We start from the raw sequence: 19,402 nt of genomic DNA on the forward strand, positions 1-19,402 counted from the left end.
CCACCTTCATTCGCCCAAAATTTGTTCGAGCAGCGTCCGTTGTCGCCGCTCAAGGTACTGCGGCAGCTCGCGTTCGATCTCTTTCATCGAAATCGTCATCATGAACCGCCCTTCGACCCACTTCGTCAGATCCTCCCCGGTTCGGTGCCCGTGCTCGACGAAAGAGGCGTATTCCGTGTTGTTGAATATCTCGACGAGGTAGCCGTCCCCGATCCGCTGGATCTTCCCGACCGTCCAGTTCCGCCGCAGCTCCCCGGTGTCAACCGGCGTCCGCTTCTTGATTTTCCGCTCGGCGCGGTAGGCCATCTCGAGGAGGAAGTCGCGGATGAACATGTCCACGACGCCTCCGTCGACCGCCTTCTGAAAGCGGTCGGCCATGCGCTTCAGGGCTTCAAAATCGAAGGCCCCCCATTTCGGCATTAGGCGTACCCCTTTCGCTGCAGGCTGATTTCCTGATGCGTCGTGTACGGAAACGGCTCGCCCGCGGTCAAGGTCCAGTTTCGGGCGCCTCGTGTAAGCGTCACAACGTCGCCCTGACGGATTTCAAGCTCCGGGGATATGAACAGCTTGATCTCGTACCGGACGTCGTTCTGCGCCTCCGTCTGATCGTTCTGCGCGAGTGCGCGCATGGACATCCGGCACGGCTGATCGATATAGATCGTCTGGACCTCCTGGCGCGTGGCCCGGTTGGGTGCCTGGTACTCGACATTCCGACGGATCGTGGCCCGGTCGGTGTACAGCCGCTCGATGGCGGCGCGGTGTTTGGTTGTGTCCACGCTACCACCTCATTTTCCGGTAGGCGATCAAGCTGGATTTGTAATCAAACATGACCGACTCGATGGCGGCCAAGCTGGGCCCCGGCGGCGCCGTATTGATGACAGGTTTGATCGGTTTGACGGTCGTATCGCCGATCTGGGTTTCAAATGCCTCGACCGGGTCGGGAGGCGGGAACAGCACGGCGAGCTGCTCCGTAAAAAGAGCGCTCGCCGCCATTGCTGCCCAAGTTTGCTTCAGACCGTCGGGGACCTCGCGGTCGTGGATAAAGTTCCGAATGCCTTCCTCAACCGCGTCGATGTACAGGCCGATCAAGTCGTCATGCGTTTCGTTCTCGATTGCAAGTCCGAGGCGACGCTTCACAAGGACACGGATATCGGCTTTATTGATCGCCATCACCAGCACCGCCTTGAGCGGCCGGATCATCCCCACCCGGTGTACCTTGAGCGGCAAGCTCCGCTTCCTTCTCCGCAACCGCGGCGGCCAGCTTCTCGGGACCCATGCTATGCCAGCCGCGAATGCCAAGTTCTTTCCCGCGTTCCCGCAACGCTTCAAGCGCCGGATCGGCCACCTCCTGCTCGTCATCCTCGTCAAGAATGTCGAGATGCGAAGCGATCCGTTCGTATCCTTTACGGTCGATCTCAAACGGCTCGCCGGGGGCGAACCGCTTGCCGTTATGGCGGACCGGGATTTGTTTCGGTGTTACGACCATCGTGTTCGCCCCCTTAGATTACCTGCGCTTGGAATACTTCGTCCGCCGCCGGAAAGCTCGGCAAGGCTGTGGCGACCGCTTTCGTCCACGTGCTCACCGGATCGACGTCCTCCTCGTATACCATTGCCAAGACCTTGCCGATCATCTGCGTTTGGATCGACGGATCGCGCATCAAGCGGATTTCCTCGGCGGTAGGGCCGTAAATCGTTTCACCCAGCGGTCCTTCGGGCATCATGACGAATTTGTTTTGCGGGAAGTAGCGGAGCTGCTCGTACGAGCCGTCCGCTTTCTGCTTCCGGTACACGTCGTCGTAAATGGCGATCGTCGGGAGCTCCAGTTGGGTCAAAAGTGCGTTCAAATCGAGTCGGGTCGCGACGCGGGCTGAATTGTTGCCGAACAGCGCACCGACAACTTTCGGGTGGCGCAGCAGCGCCGCAAGTACCGCGCCGGAAGTCAGGACCCGTTTCGGTTTGGTGCCGAGCGTCGCATACCAATCCTGCATCTGCGTGATCGGGTCACTTGTCGGATCGGTCCACAAATCCGTACCGGACAGCACTTCCTTGTGGTTGTTCGGTACGCCATAGTCGATGGTCGCGGACAGACCGTTTTCGGCCAGCGTAACCGTACCGTTTGCGGTCGCCTCCATTCGCATGACTTCGACGCGTCCCCGAACGCCCGCGACCAGAACGTCGATGTCGTTGTACACTTCGCTCATGAGATACTGCTGTTCGGCTTGCGAGCGCGGATTCTCCAGCGCGATGATGTCCTTCTCCTTGAGCGGCAGCTTCCGCTTGATGAGCGCAAGCGCGAGTGCCTGCTTGCTGGCCTCACGGCTGCCGATCTCCGCCTCGGTGTCGAACGCGTGAACGCTGGCGACGACCGGGATGCGGCGAGCGCCTTTGATGAGATCGAATTCCAAGCTGTCGCGCTTGACCTCCGGGAAAAGCGCCTCTCCCAGCAGTACCGGGTATTGGCGGTTTTGCAGGTAATTCAGTACCTCGCGGTGGTTAAACAGATCCATAACACTAGGCATGGTTTGTCCTCCTTGGTCGGTCGATTACACGACCTTTTTGAATTTGATGGCCGGCATGGCCGTTTTGGCAGCTGCTGCGGGCGCTACCGGCAGGCGCGCCTCCAAAATCCAACCCTCCACCAGGACGCTGCCCGGTTGGGGACCTTCCGTGACGTCGGTATCGGTCAGCAGAATGCCGATCGCGGTCGCGTCATTCGCCGGGTACACGGTGCCGGCCGGGACGATCTTCCGCCCTTGGGCGTTCGCCGTGACGCCGGCGTCGTCTACTTGGTAGGTGAATGCGGTAAATTGGGCGCTCGCCAAGAAATTGATCTCCTGGATCGGGCCGTAGCTTTTTACGTATGGCATGGTTTCCGGTCCTCCTTAATTTAAGCCCACGGGTTATTTGCGGCCGCGGGGGCTTTTCCGCTTTCATTGGCCGACTTTGCAAAACTGGCTCCGAGCGATCCGCTTCCGTCACCCTTGTCGGTTTTGCCGTCTGCGGGGACGAAACCCTTGTAGCTTGGCGGCTTTTGCTCGACAAACAAAAAGCCCTTGCTCGTCTGTAGGGCCTTCAGCTGCTCGTCGAATCCGGCCTTCACATTGCCGTTTTCGTCAAGCTCGATTTTCGATTTGTCCAGCAAACCAGCAACGATGTCGGGGTCATGGGCTTTCCCGGCCAGCGCGAGTTTGAGCGCCGTGTTGAGGCGGAGCTCCTTCGCCTCGGATTCGTATTTCTCCTTCGCGGCCTTGTTCTCGCCCTGCAGCTTCTCGATCTGCTCCTTCAGCGCGGCGTTGTCTCCGGCCGTTTTCTTCAGCTCTTCCAGCTGCTTGTCCCGATCCTTCAAGGCGTCCTCGGCCGTCTTCTTGGCCTCGTTCACTTCCTTGAATCGATGCTCGGGTACCCACCCTTTGTAATTCGCTTCCACCCCTCCCACGATTGCCGTGATCTGCTCGTCCGTGAGCCCTTGCGCCTTCAAAAGCTGCTTCAACCATTCCATTTCTGCTCATCCTCACTTTTTGTCCCGGTTGTGTCCGGTATATTTTAGGCCCCGGAAGTCTCACCCGGGGCCCGTTCGGCCAAACAAAAAGCACCCACGCGTATTCGTGAGTGCTCCTTAATCCTTCTTCGGCTGATCGTTTTTCTCGGCGGCTTCTTTCTCTCGCTTCACATCTGTGGGCGATTTCGTGATGATGATGTCGCTAGGCTTCGCGATAAAGCGATCCAGTCGATCCTCTCTAATCGGCATCTGCAATCACCTCAACAATTAATTTGAGCCTGCCGTCTTCCTCCGACGCCTCAACAATACGGAAATGCGTCCCGGCGTCCAGCAGAAACTCGTATTCCTCATCCTTGTACTCGCTAAGCGGATTGATCGGAGCGCCACGGCTTTTCGCCGGTACTCGGATCTCCATTTGCAATAAACCGGAAAACTGCTTTTCCTCAATCATGGACGTACTCCAGAACGCCTTTTCCGTGAATTCCACGCCTACCAAGTCTTCAGCTGGGACGCCAAAAATGTTCGACCTCATGCCCCGGTAGACGGTGATGTTGTCTTTCAGCTCAAATTTGTTAATGCCTGCGCTGATATATCGCGCAAGCTCATCATACCGCTCCTGGCCACCACCATTCCGCAAATTCTCGTTGATCTCGACGTAGGAGCTGCCAGTGTATCTCACGATGGATTTTCGCTCATCTTCCGACAAGGAGTCAAGCCATGGCGGAGTCACCTTGTTTTCCCACTCTTTGAGCTCGGCAACGTTTGAGAACTTCCGGTACGATATTTGATCTATTATACCACTTTTTGGCGGGTTCGGGGAGTCCACATACTGCTTTTTCCAGTCCTCGTACTTGATGTCGCCGGGCACGAAATACGACTTGCCCTCCTCGTCGCGGGCGATCCGCTCGCCAGCGTCGATCTCCTCGTGGAAGAACGGGACGACCGTCGTCCGGCAATTGGAGTGGAACGGCGGATAATTGACGTTGACCTCTCGGTCCCGTAATTCGAACACATGGCCGTCCATGCCACGGCATATTGCGCTCGTCTTGCCGTCGAGTGTGGCGAGGATCTCGTATTTGTCCACGATGCCGTTTTCAAAGTACGCGGCCGCGGTTGCTTCGCCAACCATAAAGCTGCTTTCGGTGCGGATGAGGCGGGCCGCGTTCGACTTGGCAACGCCCATCCGCTCGGCCAGCATATCCGTCATCCGATCGGCGCTGTCGCCGCGGATGATCGACTGTGCAAGCCGGGTCCGCAGCTCGTTGACGAGTTTGTTCCGGTTCCCCCATATCCGCTTGCTGTAGTTTGAGCCAAGCCATTCCGTCGCCGTTACTTTCTCGAGGCCGTCTGGATCGAGTCGGGCGAAGGAAGCGCCGAATCCCGTTCCTTTCTGCAGCTCGTACATCGTCCGATAATACGTGTCGCTGTACACGTCTTTCAGCAGGGCCCGGGTGCCAGTCTGCTCGCCGCCCGCCAGCATTTCCGCCTGCTGTCGGATCTGGATCTGCAGCGCTTCGAGCCGCGTGATCCGCGTCCGGTAGTAGACGTTGTTCAGCATTTGCGTCCATCGGCCGTCCGCGTTGTCCTTCGCTTTTGCCGTGAACTCCTCGAGCGTCATCCGAAATTCTTTCAGCTCGCCTTTGGTCAGCAGCTTTCGCGCCTCGGCCATGCTGATCTCGTTGTTCACCGCAAAGCGGCGGTGAAACGAATCGATGTCCGCCTTGATCGTTTTCAGAGCCCGATCGTACTCGCGCTTCACCTTGGTGATGTAGGCGTCCGTCTTCTCATGCTGAAGCTTGGCGACCTGCTCGCTCCGCTGCTGCCAGTATTCGGCCGACTTCATTCTTCATCGCCTTCCGAATCAGCGCTTCCGGGTGTGGCGTACGGGTCCGGATCGGCCTCTCGCTCCTTCTTCAGCCGTTCGAGCTCGGCTTGCACATCAGTAACGAACGGATGGTTCGCGACAAGCGTTTCGTTCGAGATGATGCCGGAGCTGGACTTGATATTGTTGATCGTGTCCGTCTCGTTGATCGGGATGTCCCGGTTGAAAATAAAATCGACCTTCTCCGCACTGTAGTCGGTACCGGTCGCATTGGCGATATGGACATCGATGAACCAGCGCAGCTTTTCGAGGCTAACCTGGAACTCCGTTTCGATGGTGTTGGCGTCCATGTCGAGATCCGCATACAAGAACTTCAGCGCAATCCCGGACGGGCTGCTGCCGATCCGCTCGGACTGCGTATCGACACCCCGGCCGAACTCGTAAATGTCCTTTCGGTTTTGGGCTTGATGGGCCGTGTACGCTTCGGTGTTAATCTCGAGGCTGACCGTCGTGACGCCACCCTCCCCCTCCGTAAACACGACGCGGTATCGGTTGATATTTTCGCGGAACTCTTCCGCCGTCGTGCCGCCATAGTCCTTTACAACGTAAATGCTGTTCGGCAGATCCTCCAGATTGTTCGCGTTGTCTGACTTGCGGGCGTCGTAGTCGTCAACCAGCGTCTTAATCAAGTCGAGGAGTGACTGCTCTTCCTCGTTGTACTTGACCGGGATAAAGGGGACGCGCTTCCAGTTGAATGGCTTTTCAGTCCCGTCATTTTCTACAAGCAGGAGATGCGACGACTCCTCGCCTGCGTCGACATCTGGGATCAGCCTGCCATCAAGGACATACCGCCGGATCCCGTTCTGGTCCCACCATTCGACCTTTGTCACGTCGCTACGGTTGACACCCTCATAAGCCTCGACCTTGTAGACGCGAATGACGGCGTCCAGCTCCGTGTGCGCCTCATCGCGCCAAAACGGGATGATCTCCTGCGAACGCATTCGCTTAAAGGACAGTCGGCCCTCGTCGTCGTAGTAAACGTGTAGCCAAGCGATGCCCTTTTTGATCGCTTCCCGGCCGACGCTCTGCATGAGCTGCTGCATGGCTTGGCCGAAGTAGCCGGAAAGCAGTTCCAGGTATTGCTTATTGTCCGTCTGCACGCTCATCCGCTTGGCGAGCAAGTACCCGACTTTCTGATCGACCAGCTTTCGGTAAAACCCGTTCACGAGGCGGATGTCGGCGAGATTGGTCGCCCGGACTCGCCGCCCGGTCTTATCAATCACCGTTCGTTCGCGTTTGAGAATGGCCGTCTTGTTGCGATAATATTGGTCGCTTTCCGTCATCAGCCTGTACTCCTCGGACGATTGCCACCTGCTAATTTCGTTCTGGATGATTTGCTCCAACGTCATCGCGCTGGCCGCTCCGTCTTGGATGATTTTCACAATTTCCCGCATGGCTGGACTCATAGGGTCCCTCCTTTCTACCCGGCATTCGGAAAGTAAACGCCGCCTTTCCGCTTTACCACGCTGCGCACAAAATAACGATCCCCGTCCATCTGGTGATCGTTTTCCTTAACCGGCTTATCTTCGCCGCGCGCCGCTGCCTTCTCGTCCCAGACGTAGCTCGAAAACTCCCGGAACGTCTCTTTGCAGCAGTCGTTGTATTTGATGAGCCCCTCAACAAGCGCCGATGCGACGTCTCGTATGCCGTCCACGACATCATTGTCGGCTTTCAGCACACGGAACGCGCCGCGCTTCTTGACGGCGGCAATGAACGACGCAGCCGATGGGTCGATGATGACGGCCATGACGGGCAACTTCCCGGTGAAGGCGATAAGGTCGTCGCAATACTCCTCGTCCGTTTTCTGGCGGTTCTTGGCCCGGCCGTCGTAATGGTACTCCTTGACCTTGTACCAAATGCCTGCGCTCTTGCCCCACAGACCAAACGTGGTCGGGTTTTGCGTCCCGTAGTCGCAGCTGACGTAATACTGCGTGTACGGCCTCTCGATGGTCGGCACGACGTGCTTGCCCATGTCGAACATGTCGTATATGACGCCCTCGGCCAATACCCACAGGCCGAGGATGTAGCGCTTGTAGAAAACGCCCGAGTACATCCGACGGTAGCGCTCCCGAACCTTCTCCGACAACGACAGGTTGTCGTCCATCGTGAAGTGCAGGTGAAGCGCGTTTTTCTTCTCGAGCTGATCGAGCCATTCCACCTTGAACCAATGGTGCGGCCCGGCGGGGTTGCAGTTGAACCAGAACTTCGCCCCGTCGACCGAACAGCGTGCCGTCGCCTGGTTGACGAACGACTGCGGCATGAGCGCGACCTCGTCAAAGAACATGCCGGCGAGCGTGATCCCTTGGATCAGGTCTTGGGAGCGTTCGTCCTTGCCGCCGAACAGGAAGAAGTAGTTCGTCACCAGCCCACGGCGAATCGTCAGCATGTTCTCCGTCTGGCTGTCGTGGACGGCGTACCCGCGGGATTTGAGCATACGCTTCAGCGGCCCAATGACGTTCCGGCGAAGCGCGCCGATCGTCTTGCCCGCCATGCCGAATTGTTCGTTGACGAAGCTGTCCATCGCCCAGCAAATATAGCTGAACGACATGGCGACCGTTTTGCCGGCGCGGACGGATCCGTCGGCGATCAGGGCGTCCATGTCTCGATACGGCGATTCAGGCATCCACCAGGTTAGGACCTTAATCTGCTTGACGGAAAATGGCGACCACTTGAACGGCGCCGGTTTACGTAGCGCCTTCATCGGCCCACACCTCCGCAGCCTTGCCCTTAAGCGCCTCGAGGAAGCCGTCGTCCTCAGTCTCCCCGCCGTCGGCGCCCTTCGTCTTGGCGATCTCGACACGCAGCTTTTCGATTTGCAGCAGCCGTTCCTCGCGCAGCTCATCCGGAGGCGCTGCCCGAAGCATCTCCTCGTACTGGCGAATCATCGACGTGAGCGCGGTCATGGCCCGAGCCTGTGCGGTCAAGAAGGCGGCTTGCTTGTCCCATGCATGTTGGATCTCGTATTCGGTGCCGATGTCGAGATCCTTTTTGACGACCTTCGTTTGGTCGTCCCGATCCCGAACGAACATGATGCGCTGCGCCCGGATGATCGCCGTAAACTTGATCTGGATTTGCTCCCACAGCAGATCGAGCGGGCTCATCTGACCCGCACTGTCGTAAATCTCCCGCGTCTCCGGATCGTCCGGCAGAAACTTGCGGAATAGGCCATGCTTGATCGCATTGCCGTTTCGCTTCGGGGCCGCCCCGCCTTTGTTCCCTAACGCGTTGCGGTTGCCCCGGGGCGCGCCCCCTTTATTTGTGTGCACACTTTTATCAACGGGTGCACCCTTTTCCCGGCTCCAGCCATGTCGCTGTTTCCAACTTTTAACCGTATTGAGCGTAACGCCGTATTTCTCGGCGATCTCTTTATATTTTAATCCGGACAAATAGTCCTTCTCGGCCAACTTATGGGCTTCGGACATCTACATCACCACCACCCCCGGCGTTATGTTTGTTTTGCCGCCTTACCGCCCATCCTTTACGCACACAGGCCGCATGCAGTATTGCACGGAACCTTCGAAGCGGCCCCACACGCAACCATTGCATTTTAGCGGTTGCCGCTCTTTCAATCGCCGCGTTTCTTCTGCCTTTTCGAGACTGCACAATCGGCGTAGGAGCTCCCGTCCGGTCAATTCTTCCGTAACAGGCATCGAAATCACATCCCTAGAAAACAAAATGCCGCCAAAAATGGCGGCTATGTGAGGGGGAGAGATAACAGTATTCAAGTATTGCACAATATCATAGTATCACGTTTGTATTTTCGACAGAATGGCGGCTTTTTGGCGTGGTTTTGGTTCAGTCAAAACGGATGCCGTCGACTCCGAAGATCAAGACGGACAAGGTTTTGCAGGCTGCGTTCACGTCTTTGTATATCGTGCTCACATCGATATTGTGGCGTTCGGCCAGCTTCTCGATGGTCGTCAATTGCTCAGAAATGTAAAGCGAATGGACGATTTTATACCGCCGCGAATCCTCCGGCTGCCTCGACATTTCACACATCGCCTGATATGAATCCAAAGCCCGTTGAATAAAACGAACCATCACCAGTGTGCGTTGCTCGCTCCGTTTAATAGCCTCGACCGCGAATTCCTCATCATGCAGTTCATTCAACATCGAAGCCTCTTCGATCGCGGTAAGCTTGTTTTGCAATGTTTCGCTGTGAGCGACGAAATCACGGTAATGCTTTAGCAGCAATTTCGTATTCCGGAGCCGTTTGTCCCGTTTGACCTTTTGCTGTTTTTGCTTTTCCTTCTCGATAAACTCCATCGCCGCGGTCACAGCTGCTCGCGCAACGGCGTCAAGTTGTTCTTTGCTCAGCGATTTGCTCATTGGCCTTCGCCCTCCTCGTCTTTGAAAAATTCGCGTTCCGTTTCGTCCGTCGTGATCGCCCGCATCCCATCCCACAGCTCGCGGATCTCGTTTGCTTTCGCGATGACGGCCGCCTTCTGTTTGGGCTGCAGAACAATGTCCATCGCTTCGCCGTAATGGCGCTGCGCGGCGGCGTATGCGCGGGTATGCAGGACGTTCATCTGCCGCCAAAACTCATCGGCGGACAGGCTTTTAAATTTCTGGAAATACCGGCGTTTTTGATCTCGATTCATGTCCGGCCCTCCCTTATTCGCTCTTAATTCGATCAATCCGGGCTTTGACGGCTTGCATAAGCTCCTCCTGCCCGGTCGCCTTTCGGTTCAGCGCCTCCACCGTCTCCTCGTCCATCGTGCCCTCCGCTACCAGGCGAAGGACGACGATCCGGCGCGTCTGCCCTTGCCGATGGACCCGCGCATTCGCCTGCTGGTCCTCCTCCAGACTCCATATCTGGTCGTACCAGACAACCGTCTGGCAGCTGGACTCCTGCAGGTTCAGGCCGTGGCCGGCCGACTTCGGGTGCAGCAGCAACAGCGGGATCTCGTCGTTATTCCATGCCCGGATGTCTTCGTTGCCGTCTTTACCCTTCCGCAGCGTCCGGGCTTGTGGGAATCGCTCCTGGATGCGGGATAGGCTGTGTTTGAAGTCGTAGAACACCATGACCGGCTTCCCCTGCGCCGCCTCGACGATGTCCTCCAGCGCATCCAGCTTCGCGTCGTGGATCAGCTTGACGCCTCGCTCCTCGTCGTACACGGCGCCGGAGGCCATTTGCCGCAGTTTGTTACTCAAGACGGCCGCCGTATTGGCGACGACGTCCGCATCGGCATATGGCAACAGCAGATCGCGCTCCAGCTTCTTGTACAGCTCCCGGGACTTCTCCGACAGCTTGATCGGGACGATCCGGTCGATTCGCTCCGGAAGCTGCAACCAGTCGGAGGCTTTCATCGACACTACGATGTCTGCGATCGCCTCGTAGATTCGCTGCTCGGACTCCTTTTTCTGCTTCCAGTCATAGACGATCTGGCCGCTGCGGGCACCCGGCGTGAAATATCGATCGCGGAAGCCGGTAATCGTCTTGCCGAGGCGTTCGCCCTGATCCAACAAGTAGATTGGGGCCCAAAGGTCCATCAAACTGTTGGGTGCCGGCGTTCCGGTCAAACCGACCAAGCGGCGTATAAACGGCCGGACGCGCCGCAATGCCTTGAACCTCTTGGATTGATGATTCTTAAAGCTGCTTACCTCGTCCACCACAACCGTATCAAACGGCCATTTGCTGCCATATTCGCTGACGAGCCATTCGACGTTCTCGCGGTTTATGACCCAGATATCCGCGTCAGCTCTCAAGGCCCGGCGCCGCTGCTCCGCGCCCCCAAGCACTTTGCTGATTCGCAGATGCCGCAGATGGTCCCATTTCTCGATTTCGCGGGCCCATGTGTCCTCGGCCACCCGAAGCGGCGCGATAACCAACACCTTGTCGGCCTCGAAGTAGTCGTTCAGCAGAAGATCAATCGCGGTCAGCGTCGATACCGTCTTGCCCAAACCCATCTCGAGAAGCAAGGCGATATAAGGCGTGCCCAGAATGCGGGCTGTTGCGTACTCCTGGTATTGGTGGGGTACGAACCTCACTCCGCGTTCACCTCCGCTACGAACCGGTCGATATCCTCATCCGAATCGATCTTGTAATGATGGTGCCCCAACTTGCGAAGCTTCTGCGCCCATTTCACTTGCAGCGGCTCCAACGGCTTCCCGGGTGCCTTCATCTCGACGTATATGGTCCGGCCGCCCGGGAGGATAACGAGCCGATCAGGGACGCCGCGGTTTCCCGGCGACACCCACTTCGGCGCCAGCCCGCCGATTCGCTCGACCTCCCGGACTAGACGTCTTTCCAGTTTGGACTCTCTCATTCTGCCCTCCAGATGTTTAACGCTGTCTCACATTGCGATTTCACATGGTCGTCTTCCCATGGCGGATTTTGGTCGGTGTAGAAAAACTTTTGCAGCACTTGTACGGTTGACTTTCCGGGGCCTCGTCGACGGATCGTCTCATACCGGCGATTGAACAGTTCCTCCGTACCGTCGTCGAAAACCCGTCTTCCATACGGCAGTTCCTCCATCATGATGGACTTCGAAAGTCTCTTACTTTTTCGACCCATGCCACAGCCCCCGGTTTTGGTCAGGTTATCACACACGCACACGTATTAAGATAAAATGCGTTTAGCATAGGGGAGCCTACAAATAGCCTTTTTCTATTTCCTATGCTCCGCTATATCTACTCCCAATAGAATATTTACTGATACATCTGATACAAGGAACCGACTCCCCTTGGTGCATAAAGGCTCATGGCGTATCAGATGCCCGCCTTTTATCTGATACATGATCTGATACATCTGTTCACTCGCTGTATCAGATGTATCAGATAAGATCAGATGTGATTCTCACATATCTGTTACACTCTTTCGAACACGGTCTGCAGCCCGTAACCCGGTATGCGAGCCCGGCCTTTACGCTCCCTCCACCCCGGTATGCGGCGCAAAATGTCGCAAATCTCCCGTGCCTCCCAAGGGCGAATCGCTCCAGCTTTATTATGGAGGCACTCCACCCATATTTGAGAAGCGCAAACCCGTTTCCGTAGCTGCCCGACATCGGACGATTCTCCCCATTCATCCTCGATCGGAGTTTCCAACCATTCTTGAATGATGCCCGAACGAGGGTCGTCTTCCATATGAACGCCCTGTATCCGCTTGGCCTCCACGTCGACTTCCGGCGACAGGACAAGCTCCTCGCCGCTACGGTACGCCTGCAGCACCTCGGCCCAGACTTGGCCGATCTCGTATTCGGACAGATCGGTGAATACGCTCTTCGTCCGCCGTTCCGGTTCGATCGCCACCGGCCAGAATCGCCGGTTCCCCGTCGGGTCCTTCAAAAAGTTCCAGTTATTCGTCGTGCCGAAAAACACGCACTTCCGGGGGAAATCCGTAATCACGCGGTCATACGCGACACGGTATTTGTCGCTGCGCTTCGTGATGAATTGCTTGATCTCGTCGACCTCGGTCTTCGTCATGCCGGCCAACTCGCCGAATTCGAAGATCCACGCCGATTGCAAGTGCTCGCCCGCCTCTTTCGTGTCGAACGTCTTCAGCGAATCGCTGAACCAGCGCTGCGCCAACATTTGAATGATCGTGCTCTTGCCGGCGCCTTGCGGGCCCACCAGAACCAGCATATAGTCGAACTTGCACCCGGGCTCATACAGCCGCTTGACGGCCGCGATCAGCATTTTCCGGGTCACTTCCCGGACGTACGCCGTGTCTACGGCCCCCAGGTAGTCGACGAAAAGCCGGTCGAGCCGATGCTCCCCGTCCCACTCCTGCGCTTCCAAATATTCAATAATCGGATGAAACCTGTTCTTATGAGCGACCTCGGTAAAGGCGTTCTTGATGGTCGTCCCGGACTTGATCTCGTACGTCTTGCCGAACCAATGCTCGAGCCGGCGGTCGTCGGCCCCCAGCCACGGCTCGTAGTCCTCATGCGGCCGCTCGCGATCCCGCCACGGCAGCGCCCGCCGAACCACCTCTGTATTGCCGAACGCGTCGTACGCCAGCGCACCCTTGAACGGCCCGTTGCTGAGAATGATCTCGCAGTTCTTCGCCGTCGCCAATGGGAACCCGGTTTTCTCGTTCGTCTTCAGTTGGTCGACCCAGCTGTCGTCCCCCTCCGGCTCCTCCTCGACGTCGTCCGGCGCTTCTTCGTCGAAGTCATCCGCCAGCTCGGCCAACCGCTCACGCTTCACCTTTCCATCTTGCGTCGCAAAAGCCAGCATGGCCGTGTAGCTCGGCAGCTTCGTAATGTTCGTCGTCTCGCTCGCCCGGTCGTCCAAGCTGCCGAACTTGTGCAGCCGGACCAGGTCGAACGCGTTGACCTCCCGGCCGCTGACCGGGTCGCTCTCGTGGTGCGAATAGGCGAACGTGTCGTCGTCGTACACCACGAGGCCGCCGTAGCTGCTGGAGCCGACGAACGTGTACCGCGTCAGGCTGTCGTCGACCGGCTCGTAAACGTCCGGCAGGAACGCCTCGATCGCCTCGCTGATCGTGTAGCAGCGGCAGAACGCCCCGACGACGCCCTGCTTCCCCCGCGGGTCCTCCATCTTCTTCGCCGTCTGCCGGTGCGCCTTGTCGTCCGCGTGCCGGGGCCACTGGAGCGGATCGCGCCAATCCTCGTATTCCGCCAGTACGGCGGCCACGCTGACCGGCGCCCCCTCGTACACCTCCAGCACCGGCTCCGCGTCCTTGCTGCAGCTGGGCAAGTACATGAGGCGATGCACGTCGAACGTCGTCTTATCGAAGTAGTCGAGACCGATCTGCTCCGCCAGCTTCCGGCTGACGGCGGCGTATTCGTCCGGCGACATGGCACGATCGACAGGCGCGATCAGGCGATATTTCGGCTTCTCCGGCCGGTGACTGTGCGTGGAATAGACGACGTAGGCCGAGCCGCCCAGCACGAGCTCACAGGCGAACAGGAAGCTATCGTCGGCATGGTCGACGTCGAGCGTGATAAGCGATCGGGTGTCGACACTCTCCTTCTTCCGGCGGCCGCCGCGGACGAGTCCACCGACGAATGCGGGCCCGTCCTTGATCTTGCCGCGGGCGATATTGTGCATCTTGTCGTATTCGGCCATTGTCTCCGCCGTCCGCCGGACCTTCCGGAGCCGCTCGACGAATTCGTCCCATGAGAGGTATTCCGGCTTCCAGTTCGTGTCGCTGCGGTTCTTGCCGAAGCTGATGTCAAGTTCGATATCGTGCATGTCGCGCTGCCTCACTTCCCGTCTTTTACTTCCTTCCGAGCCGGGGAACCGCCGCCATGCCCGGACTTTGCCGCCGCCTTACCGGTCTTCCGCTTGGCGGCTGCCAGCTGCCGGATTCGGTCCCGATCCCGTTTGGATTGAATTTGCATTGCCGCTCACCCCCGAACCACTTCCAGATTGCCATTCCGGTCCTGCTTGAACGACTTCGGCCGTTTGATCCCGAGTTGCCGGAATACCAGGACACCCCGTTCGGTGCCTTCATAAACGAATTTGATCGACTGCTCGCTGGAGTCGATGCCACAGCGGTCCAAGAAATCTTCGGCGTACGTGTATCCGCGCTTATCGAATCGGTATGGGGTATGTTCGGAACCGGCCGGACTTCTGCCGATTCCGATTCGGCGATCTTGCTCGTCGAAGTAGAGGTACAGGTCATCTTTGCCGACCAACTCGAACTCCTTCTGCAGCTCCGCACTCAGACAAAGCCTGCCATGCTTATCCGCTGTCACCGCCAGCCCTTTCGATCGCTTGTCAGTCTTGCTTATTGGTAATAGCGCCCCCATCGGCGAACCCCTCCCTTAAATCACCATCTACCCGTTTAATCGTTCGGCCACCGACACCTTGCACACTTTGAACGAAATTTCTTTCTTTAAACGAAACGCAATAACATTTGAACCATTTTCCGCTTGCCGCGTGAAAGAACTTGCCGGAACCGTTGCAGAATACGCAAGTTTTGGTCATACATTTGAGCTCCCGTCATGCCATCATTTCGTCGAACGCTTCGTCCACGGCCATACGGAGGTTGTTCGCGGCGACGCGGTAATAGCTCTCCTTGAGCTCGACTCCGACGAACCGCCGGCCCATCTTGATCGCCTGGTACCCTTCCGAGCCGATCCCGGCGAACGGGCTGAAAACGACGTCCCTGGGATTACTCCAAAGCTCTACGCCGCGCGCGATGACGTCGAGCTGCAGCGGGCAAATGTGCTTCTCGTCCTTCTCGTCGCGCGCCGACCGGTATTGCAGCGTGTTGTTCGGGTTAATGTCCATCCAGACCGGCGACGCGTACTTCTGCCAGACGAAGACGGACCGCCACATCTCGAATGGCCACGGCTCCCGGCCGGATGCCCTAACCTCCGCCGCATGCTTCTCATAAGCTGCCCGGCTTACGTCCAGCCCTTCGCCGACGAATTCCTCGAATTCCCCGCTGATCGGCTCCGGATTAACGCCGGGCTTCCGCATGGTGACAAGATAATCCGGAATGCCCTGCCGGCTCATGGCGCTGTCCTTGACGATCTGCTTATGGAGAAGGCCGAGCGCCTTCGTCCGCTGCTGCGCGACGACCGGGTCCTTCCATATCACGACTTCGCTGTGGTAGATCCAGCCCTCCGCCTCGAATGCGCGAATCAGTTCTCCGCGAAAGTCCCGAATGCCGATGTACCCGTGATGCGCCTTGCTCGTCGGGAGATTCATGCAATGGAAACTAACCAACCGACCGGGAATTGTGATACGGTATAGCTCCCGGATCAGGAAACGGAAATGCTCGAAAAACTCGTCGTCGTTTCGGCAGTTCCCCATATCCCGATCGCTGTTCGAATACGTGTATAGGCTGGCGAACGGCGGCGAGAAGATCGAATAATGAATACTGTCATCCGGTAGCCCCCGGGCTACTTCCACGCAATCGCCGTTGTACAGCGCGAACTCCGGCTCGATGATTTGGTCGATTGCTTTATGCTGTGCTTGCAAATCGCTCACTCCTTAACCATGTCGGGATGAGAAGTGGTACGCGCGGCTCGTATTCGGCCACGTCGCGGCCGGCTTCCCGAATCGACTCGGACGTAATCTCTTTGGTGTACTGGACCATCTCGGCGACCATCTTCCGAAAGTCGGCTTCCTTGCGCTTGATGTTCTCGGCCGTGGCGCCCTCCCTGCTGGACGTAATCATCGTCACGTTGACCGGGCGTTTCTGGCCGAACCGGTAGCAGCGCCGGACCGCTTGAAAGACTTGTTCGAAGCTGTCCGATAACCCGACGAACGCCATGTCCGCGCAATGCTGCCAGTTTAGGCCGAACCCGGCGATGGACGGCTTCGTTACCAGGACGCGGATCTTGCCCGCGGCGAAGTCGAGCATCGCCTGTTCCTTGAACGAAGGCTTATCGGAACCCTTCACCTCCACAGCGCCAGGGATCGCGGCCGCAAGCATCTCCGATTCGATGTTTAGATCGCACCATACGAGGAATGGCCCCTCCGATGCGCTCACAAGCTCGGCGGCGGCCGCGACGCGCTCAGCTACCGTCTCCCGGCGGGCCTTCTGCCGCTGCGACAGCGTCTTCGCCGGCTCACCGCCGACGTCGATCACATGGTCGGTAATCGTGAGCGGTGGCAGGATGTACCCATCGTCCGAGTATCCGAGATCGGACGGCTTCTCCAGCACGACGCCCCAGCTTGCCACCCACCGCCAGAACGCGTCCTCGGCATGACCCTTGAGCCGCCACTTCTGCGTCTCCCCGCCGTCATGGACGAAGAACATGGACAGCATCTCCGAACGGCTCATGACGCCCAAGAACTCCGCATGATTGCCGATTTCCATGTAGTCGTTCGGCGCCGGCGTCGCCGTACAGGCCAGCCGATAAGGCGTGAAGGCGAACGATTCGATCAAGTCGGTCCGGATCTTCCCGGTAAACGACTTGAGGATGGAGCTTTCGTCCAGCACGACGCCGTCGAAGAAGACCGGTTCGAACTTGTGCAGCATTTCGTAATTCGCGATATTGAGCCCGGGCCGGACGTCGTCCTGGCTGCGGCACATCGTTATTTCGTATCCGAGCTCCGCGCCCTCGCGGACCGTCTGCGCGGCTACTGCCAGCGGCGCCAGCAGCAGCACATCGCCCCCGGTCAAGCGGTGGACGTTCATCGCCCATTCGATCTGCATGCGGCTCTTCCCGAGCCCGGTCCCGGCGAAGATCGCCGCCCGGCCCCGTCGGAGCGCCCAGCGGACGAGGTCACGCTGGAAGTCGAATAGGCTCGGGTGAAGCGCATCGCGGTCGATGGTAAAACCAGACGGCGGCATCGAGGCGCGTTTGCCATTAATGAAGGAATCGTATGATTTCATGCGAGCATCTCCTCCCACGAAAAGCGGTCGCTGCACTCAGGCACACAATGCTCCGGCAGATTTGCCCGGACCAGCGCTTCCGGAATGACCGGCGAGACGCTGTTCCCGCACTTGGCTACCTGCTCCGCCTGCGAGAACGGCTTTCCGTTGTACGTCGGGTTGATGATGTACGTTTTCGGGAAGCCCTGCGCATTGTACAGCTCTCGCGGCGTCAGCATCCTCATTCCGATGTCGACGATGACGTATGGCTCGCCGTGGATATGCACGATGACGAGGCCGAACCGGTCATGCGTCGTAACCGTGCCGAGCGGATCGCGGAGCTGCTGGCCGACGCTGGCGCCGTAATAGGCGACCATGAAGGCGTACACCGCGCCGATATGATTGCCGCCCGCCGTGATGGTGGGAACCGGGCCGTCCATCGAGCTGCCGATGTTGTCACCCCGGAACTTGATGAGATGGCTTGTGACGATCGAGTTATGGTCGACCGTTGTAATAGTCGGGAGTGGTTGGTCCATTCCTGCCCCGGGCCCGTTATAGTTCCCGCCGTAGTGCTTCGCCAGGAAGGCAGCGACCAATGCGTGCTTCCGGCCGCCAGCGGTAATCGTTCCGAGCGGTTTCTCGATGTCGAGGATCCGCGGCTGCTGCCCCTCCCGCTCTCCATACCCCATCTGAATAAGCGCGGGCGTCACCAGCATGTGCTCCGCCTTCGTCGTGATGGTCGTCAGCTGGTCGTCGACGGAATAGCTCATCCGATCGCCACCGAAGCCGGTCTGGCCGATGCGGGTAATGTACGGCGTCACGATGCCGAATCCGTTCTTCCCGGTCACCGTCTGCATCGGCTCGTCGATCCGCTGGCCCCGGAACACGTCGTCCGAGCTGTGGTTCACCTTCACCATGAACGGCGCAACGAACGGTGCCGGGTTATTAATGACGAATTTATCCAAGCCGCGCGCGATCCGGCGAAGCGTATTATCCGCAAGCGGCTTCTTCCGATCGAAGATACTCGGGCACGGAATCGACCAATCGATGATCTCGGCGGCCGTCCGCCAAGGCTTTCGCCGAAGCGCCCGCGTCGCCGGGTTATCGGGATCTCCGTGGCTTGGGTCCGGCCAGATGATCGCGCGGCCGTCGCAGCGGGCGATCATGAACAGCCGTTTGCGGGTTGTCGGCGCGCCGTAGTCGCACGCCCGGAGAATCCGCCATTCGACCTCGTACCCTTGCCGGCGCAGCGCGTTGACGAAGCTGCGGAACGTACGGCCCTTCTGCTCCTTAATCGGCTTGCCGTCCTTGCCGAGCGGGCCCCAGTCTTGAAATTCCTCGACGTTCTCCAGCATAATCACCCGGGGGCGGACCGTTGCCGCCCACCAAACTGCCACCCACGCCAAACCGCGAATGCCTTTCTCACGGGGCTTTCCGCCGCGCGCCTTGCTGTGATGCGTACAGTCCGGCGAGAGCCATAGGAGGCCGACCCGGCGCCCGGCCGCAACCGCCCGGGGATTCGACTTCCAAACGTCACTGATCCGGTGATTCGTTTCCGGGTGGTTTGCCTCGTGCATCACGATTGCAGCGGGGTCATGGTTGATCGCCTCTTCGACGCTTCGGCCTCTCGCCTTTTCCATACCGGTCGACGCGCCGCCTCCACCCGCAAAGCTGTCGACGAAGATCTCGTCTTTCCAGTATTCGGGCGCCGCCAGCACCTTTAGCCATTGCCTGCAGCTCTCCCCGACAGCTGCAGCGAGCTCGCGTTGCCGTCGCC

21 protein-coding genes are annotated in these 19,402 nt (G+C 58.4%); all 21 read right to left on the reverse strand.

What is annotated here, in order from left to right:
* Positions 1–6 precede the first annotated feature (6 nt).
* The 21 genes from DLM86_RS00830 to DLM86_RS00925 all read right to left on the reverse strand — a co-directional run bounded on the left by DLM86_RS00830 (position 7) and on the right by DLM86_RS00925 (position 19,343).
* On the reverse strand, positions 7–420 hold the full coding sequence (locus DLM86_RS00830) for an HK97 gp10 family phage protein (RefSeq protein WP_110838066.1): 414 nt from the start codon (positions 418–420) through the stop codon (positions 7–9).
* Entirely contained in the window at positions 420–776 is a 357-nt protein-coding gene (locus DLM86_RS00835; RefSeq protein WP_110838067.1) for an ABC transporter ATP-binding protein, read from the reverse strand. The genes DLM86_RS00830 and DLM86_RS00835 overlap by 1 nt, the downstream gene beginning before the upstream one ends.
* Before the next feature lies 1 nt (position 777).
* Positions 778–1,227, reverse strand: coding sequence for a phage head-tail connector protein (locus tag DLM86_RS00840; RefSeq protein ID WP_158289258.1), 450 nt, complete (start codon positions 1,225–1,227; stop codon positions 778–780).
* Entirely contained in the window at positions 1,157–1,486 is a 330-nt protein-coding gene (locus tag DLM86_RS31920; protein ID WP_158289259.1) for a hypothetical protein, read from the reverse strand. The genes DLM86_RS00840 and DLM86_RS31920 overlap by 71 nt, the downstream gene beginning before the upstream one ends.
* A 13-nt stretch (positions 1,487–1,499) precedes the next feature.
* Complete coding sequence (locus DLM86_RS00845; RefSeq protein WP_110838069.1) at positions 1,500–2,519, reverse strand: major capsid protein; 1,020 nt, start codon at positions 2,517–2,519, stop codon at positions 1,500–1,502.
* 24 nt (positions 2,520–2,543) lie between these two features.
* Positions 2,544–2,867: a hypothetical protein gene (locus DLM86_RS00850; RefSeq protein ID WP_110838070.1), complete on the reverse strand. Its 324-nt coding sequence runs from the start codon at positions 2,865–2,867 to the stop codon at positions 2,544–2,546.
* A gap of 20 nt (positions 2,868–2,887) precedes the next feature.
* A complete protein-coding gene (locus DLM86_RS00855) occupies positions 2,888–3,499 on the reverse strand; it encodes a phage scaffolding protein (RefSeq protein ID WP_110838071.1) in 612 nt (203 codons plus the stop codon).
* Between the two features lie 117 nt (positions 3,500–3,616).
* The gene (locus DLM86_RS32945; protein ID WP_281272065.1) at positions 3,617–3,748 is read right to left on the reverse strand and encodes a hypothetical protein; all 132 of its coding nucleotides are present in this window, start codon (positions 3,746–3,748) and stop codon (positions 3,617–3,619) included.
* Positions 3,738–5,342, reverse strand: a complete 1,605-nt coding sequence (locus tag DLM86_RS00860) for an ADP-ribosyltransferase (protein ID WP_110838072.1) — start codon at positions 5,340–5,342, stop codon at positions 3,738–3,740. Before DLM86_RS00860 ends, DLM86_RS32945 begins: the two co-directional genes overlap by 11 nt.
* The gene (locus DLM86_RS00865; protein ID WP_110838073.1) at positions 5,339–6,787 is read right to left on the reverse strand and encodes a phage portal protein; all 1,449 of its coding nucleotides are present in this window, start codon (positions 6,785–6,787) and stop codon (positions 5,339–5,341) included. Before DLM86_RS00865 ends, DLM86_RS00860 begins: the two co-directional genes overlap by 4 nt.
* 14 nt (positions 6,788–6,801) lie before the next feature.
* The gene (locus DLM86_RS00870) at positions 6,802–8,082 is read right to left on the reverse strand and encodes a PBSX family phage terminase large subunit (RefSeq protein ID WP_110838074.1); all 1,281 of its coding nucleotides are present in this window, start codon (positions 8,080–8,082) and stop codon (positions 6,802–6,804) included.
* The gene (gene terS, locus DLM86_RS00875) at positions 8,066–8,803 is read right to left on the reverse strand and encodes a phage terminase small subunit (protein ID WP_110838075.1); all 738 of its coding nucleotides are present in this window, start codon (positions 8,801–8,803) and stop codon (positions 8,066–8,068) included. The genes DLM86_RS00870 and terS overlap by 17 nt, the downstream gene beginning before the upstream one ends.
* Positions 8,804–9,176: 373 nt before the next feature.
* Complete coding sequence (locus DLM86_RS00880) at positions 9,177–9,710, reverse strand: HTH domain-containing protein (protein WP_110838076.1); 534 nt, start codon at positions 9,708–9,710, stop codon at positions 9,177–9,179.
* A complete protein-coding gene (locus DLM86_RS00885) occupies positions 9,707–9,982 on the reverse strand; it encodes a hypothetical protein (protein ID WP_110838077.1) in 276 nt (91 codons plus the stop codon). Before DLM86_RS00885 ends, DLM86_RS00880 begins: the two co-directional genes overlap by 4 nt.
* Positions 9,983–9,995: 13 nt before the next feature.
* Positions 9,996–11,372 (reverse strand): DEAD/DEAH box helicase, encoded by a 1,377-nt coding sequence (locus tag DLM86_RS00890; RefSeq protein ID WP_110838078.1) that lies wholly within the window; start codon positions 11,370–11,372, stop codon positions 9,996–9,998.
* The gene (locus tag DLM86_RS00895; RefSeq protein ID WP_110838079.1) at positions 11,369–11,650 is read right to left on the reverse strand and encodes a VRR-NUC domain-containing protein; all 282 of its coding nucleotides are present in this window, start codon (positions 11,648–11,650) and stop codon (positions 11,369–11,371) included. Before DLM86_RS00895 ends, DLM86_RS00890 begins: the two co-directional genes overlap by 4 nt.
* Before the next feature lie 541 nt (positions 11,651–12,191).
* Positions 12,192–14,543, reverse strand: a complete 2,352-nt coding sequence (locus DLM86_RS00905) for a virulence-associated E family protein (RefSeq protein ID WP_110838081.1) — start codon at positions 14,541–14,543, stop codon at positions 12,192–12,194.
* A gap of 155 nt (positions 14,544–14,698) precedes the next feature.
* Positions 14,699–15,103, reverse strand: coding sequence for a hypothetical protein (locus DLM86_RS00910; protein ID WP_110838082.1), 405 nt, complete (start codon positions 15,101–15,103; stop codon positions 14,699–14,701).
* 193 nt (positions 15,104–15,296) lie between these two features.
* Positions 15,297–16,283: a DNA-methyltransferase gene (locus tag DLM86_RS00915; RefSeq protein ID WP_110838083.1), complete on the reverse strand. Its 987-nt coding sequence runs from the start codon at positions 16,281–16,283 to the stop codon at positions 15,297–15,299.
* Positions 16,267–17,646: a DEAD/DEAH box helicase gene (locus DLM86_RS00920; protein ID WP_110838084.1), complete on the reverse strand. Its 1,380-nt coding sequence runs from the start codon at positions 17,644–17,646 to the stop codon at positions 16,267–16,269. Before DLM86_RS00920 ends, DLM86_RS00915 begins: the two co-directional genes overlap by 17 nt.
* Complete coding sequence (locus DLM86_RS00925) at positions 17,643–19,343, reverse strand: DNA cytosine methyltransferase (protein WP_281272075.1); 1,701 nt, start codon at positions 19,341–19,343, stop codon at positions 17,643–17,645. Before DLM86_RS00925 ends, DLM86_RS00920 begins: the two co-directional genes overlap by 4 nt.
* Positions 19,344–19,402: the final 59 nt, after the last annotated feature.

It is taken from the genome of Paenibacillus flagellatus, assembly GCF_003217775.1.
Taxonomy (GTDB): domain Bacteria; phylum Bacillota; class Bacilli; order Paenibacillales; family NBRC-103111; genus Paenibacillus_AB; species Paenibacillus_AB flagellatus.

Bases quoted from the DNA above. Each gene is read 5' to 3' on its own strand.
- DLM86_RS00880 (WP_110838076.1), bottom strand. From the start codon at position 9,710: ATGAGCAAATCGCTGAGCAAAGAACAACTTGACGCCGTTGCGCGAGCA.
- terS (WP_110838075.1), bottom strand. From the start codon at position 8,803: ATGTCCGAAGCCCATAAGTTGGCCGAGAAGGACTATTTGTCCGGATTA.
- DLM86_RS00855 (WP_110838071.1), bottom strand. From the start codon at position 3,499: ATGGAATGGTTGAAGCAGCTTTTGAAGGCGCAAGGGCTCACGGACGAG.
- DLM86_RS00860 (WP_110838072.1), bottom strand. From the start codon at position 5,342: ATGAAGTCGGCCGAATACTGGCAGCAGCGGAGCGAGCAGGTCGCCAAG.
- DLM86_RS31920 (WP_158289259.1), bottom strand. From the start codon at position 1,486: ATGGTCGTAACACCGAAACAAATCCCGGTCCGCCATAACGGCAAGCGG.
- DLM86_RS00830 (WP_110838066.1), bottom strand. From the start codon at position 420: ATGCCGAAATGGGGGGCCTTCGATTTTGAAGCCCTGAAGCGCATGGCC.
- DLM86_RS00845 (WP_110838069.1), bottom strand. From the start codon at position 2,519: ATGCCTAGTGTTATGGATCTGTTTAACCACCGCGAGGTACTGAATTAC.
- DLM86_RS00905 (WP_110838081.1), bottom strand. From the start codon at position 14,543: ATGCACGATATCGAACTTGACATCAGCTTCGGCAAGAACCGCAGCGAC.
- DLM86_RS32945 (WP_281272065.1), bottom strand. From the start codon at position 3,748: ATGCCGATTAGAGAGGATCGACTGGATCGCTTTATCGCGAAGCCTAGC.
- DLM86_RS00885 (WP_110838077.1), bottom strand. From the start codon at position 9,982: ATGAATCGAGATCAAAAACGCCGGTATTTCCAGAAATTTAAAAGCCTG.
- DLM86_RS00910 (WP_110838082.1), bottom strand. From the start codon at position 15,103: ATGGGGGCGCTATTACCAATAAGCAAGACTGACAAGCGATCGAAAGGG.
- DLM86_RS00895 (WP_110838079.1), bottom strand. From the start codon at position 11,650: ATGAGAGAGTCCAAACTGGAAAGACGTCTAGTCCGGGAGGTCGAGCGA.
- DLM86_RS00920 (WP_110838084.1), bottom strand. From the start codon at position 17,646: ATGAAATCATACGATTCCTTCATTAATGGCAAACGCGCCTCGATGCCG.
- DLM86_RS00850 (WP_110838070.1), bottom strand. From the start codon at position 2,867: ATGCCATACGTAAAAAGCTACGGCCCGATCCAGGAGATCAATTTCTTG.
- DLM86_RS00865 (WP_110838073.1), bottom strand. From the start codon at position 6,787: ATGAGTCCAGCCATGCGGGAAATTGTGAAAATCATCCAAGACGGAGCG.
- DLM86_RS00870 (WP_110838074.1), bottom strand. From the start codon at position 8,082: ATGAAGGCGCTACGTAAACCGGCGCCGTTCAAGTGGTCGCCATTTTCC.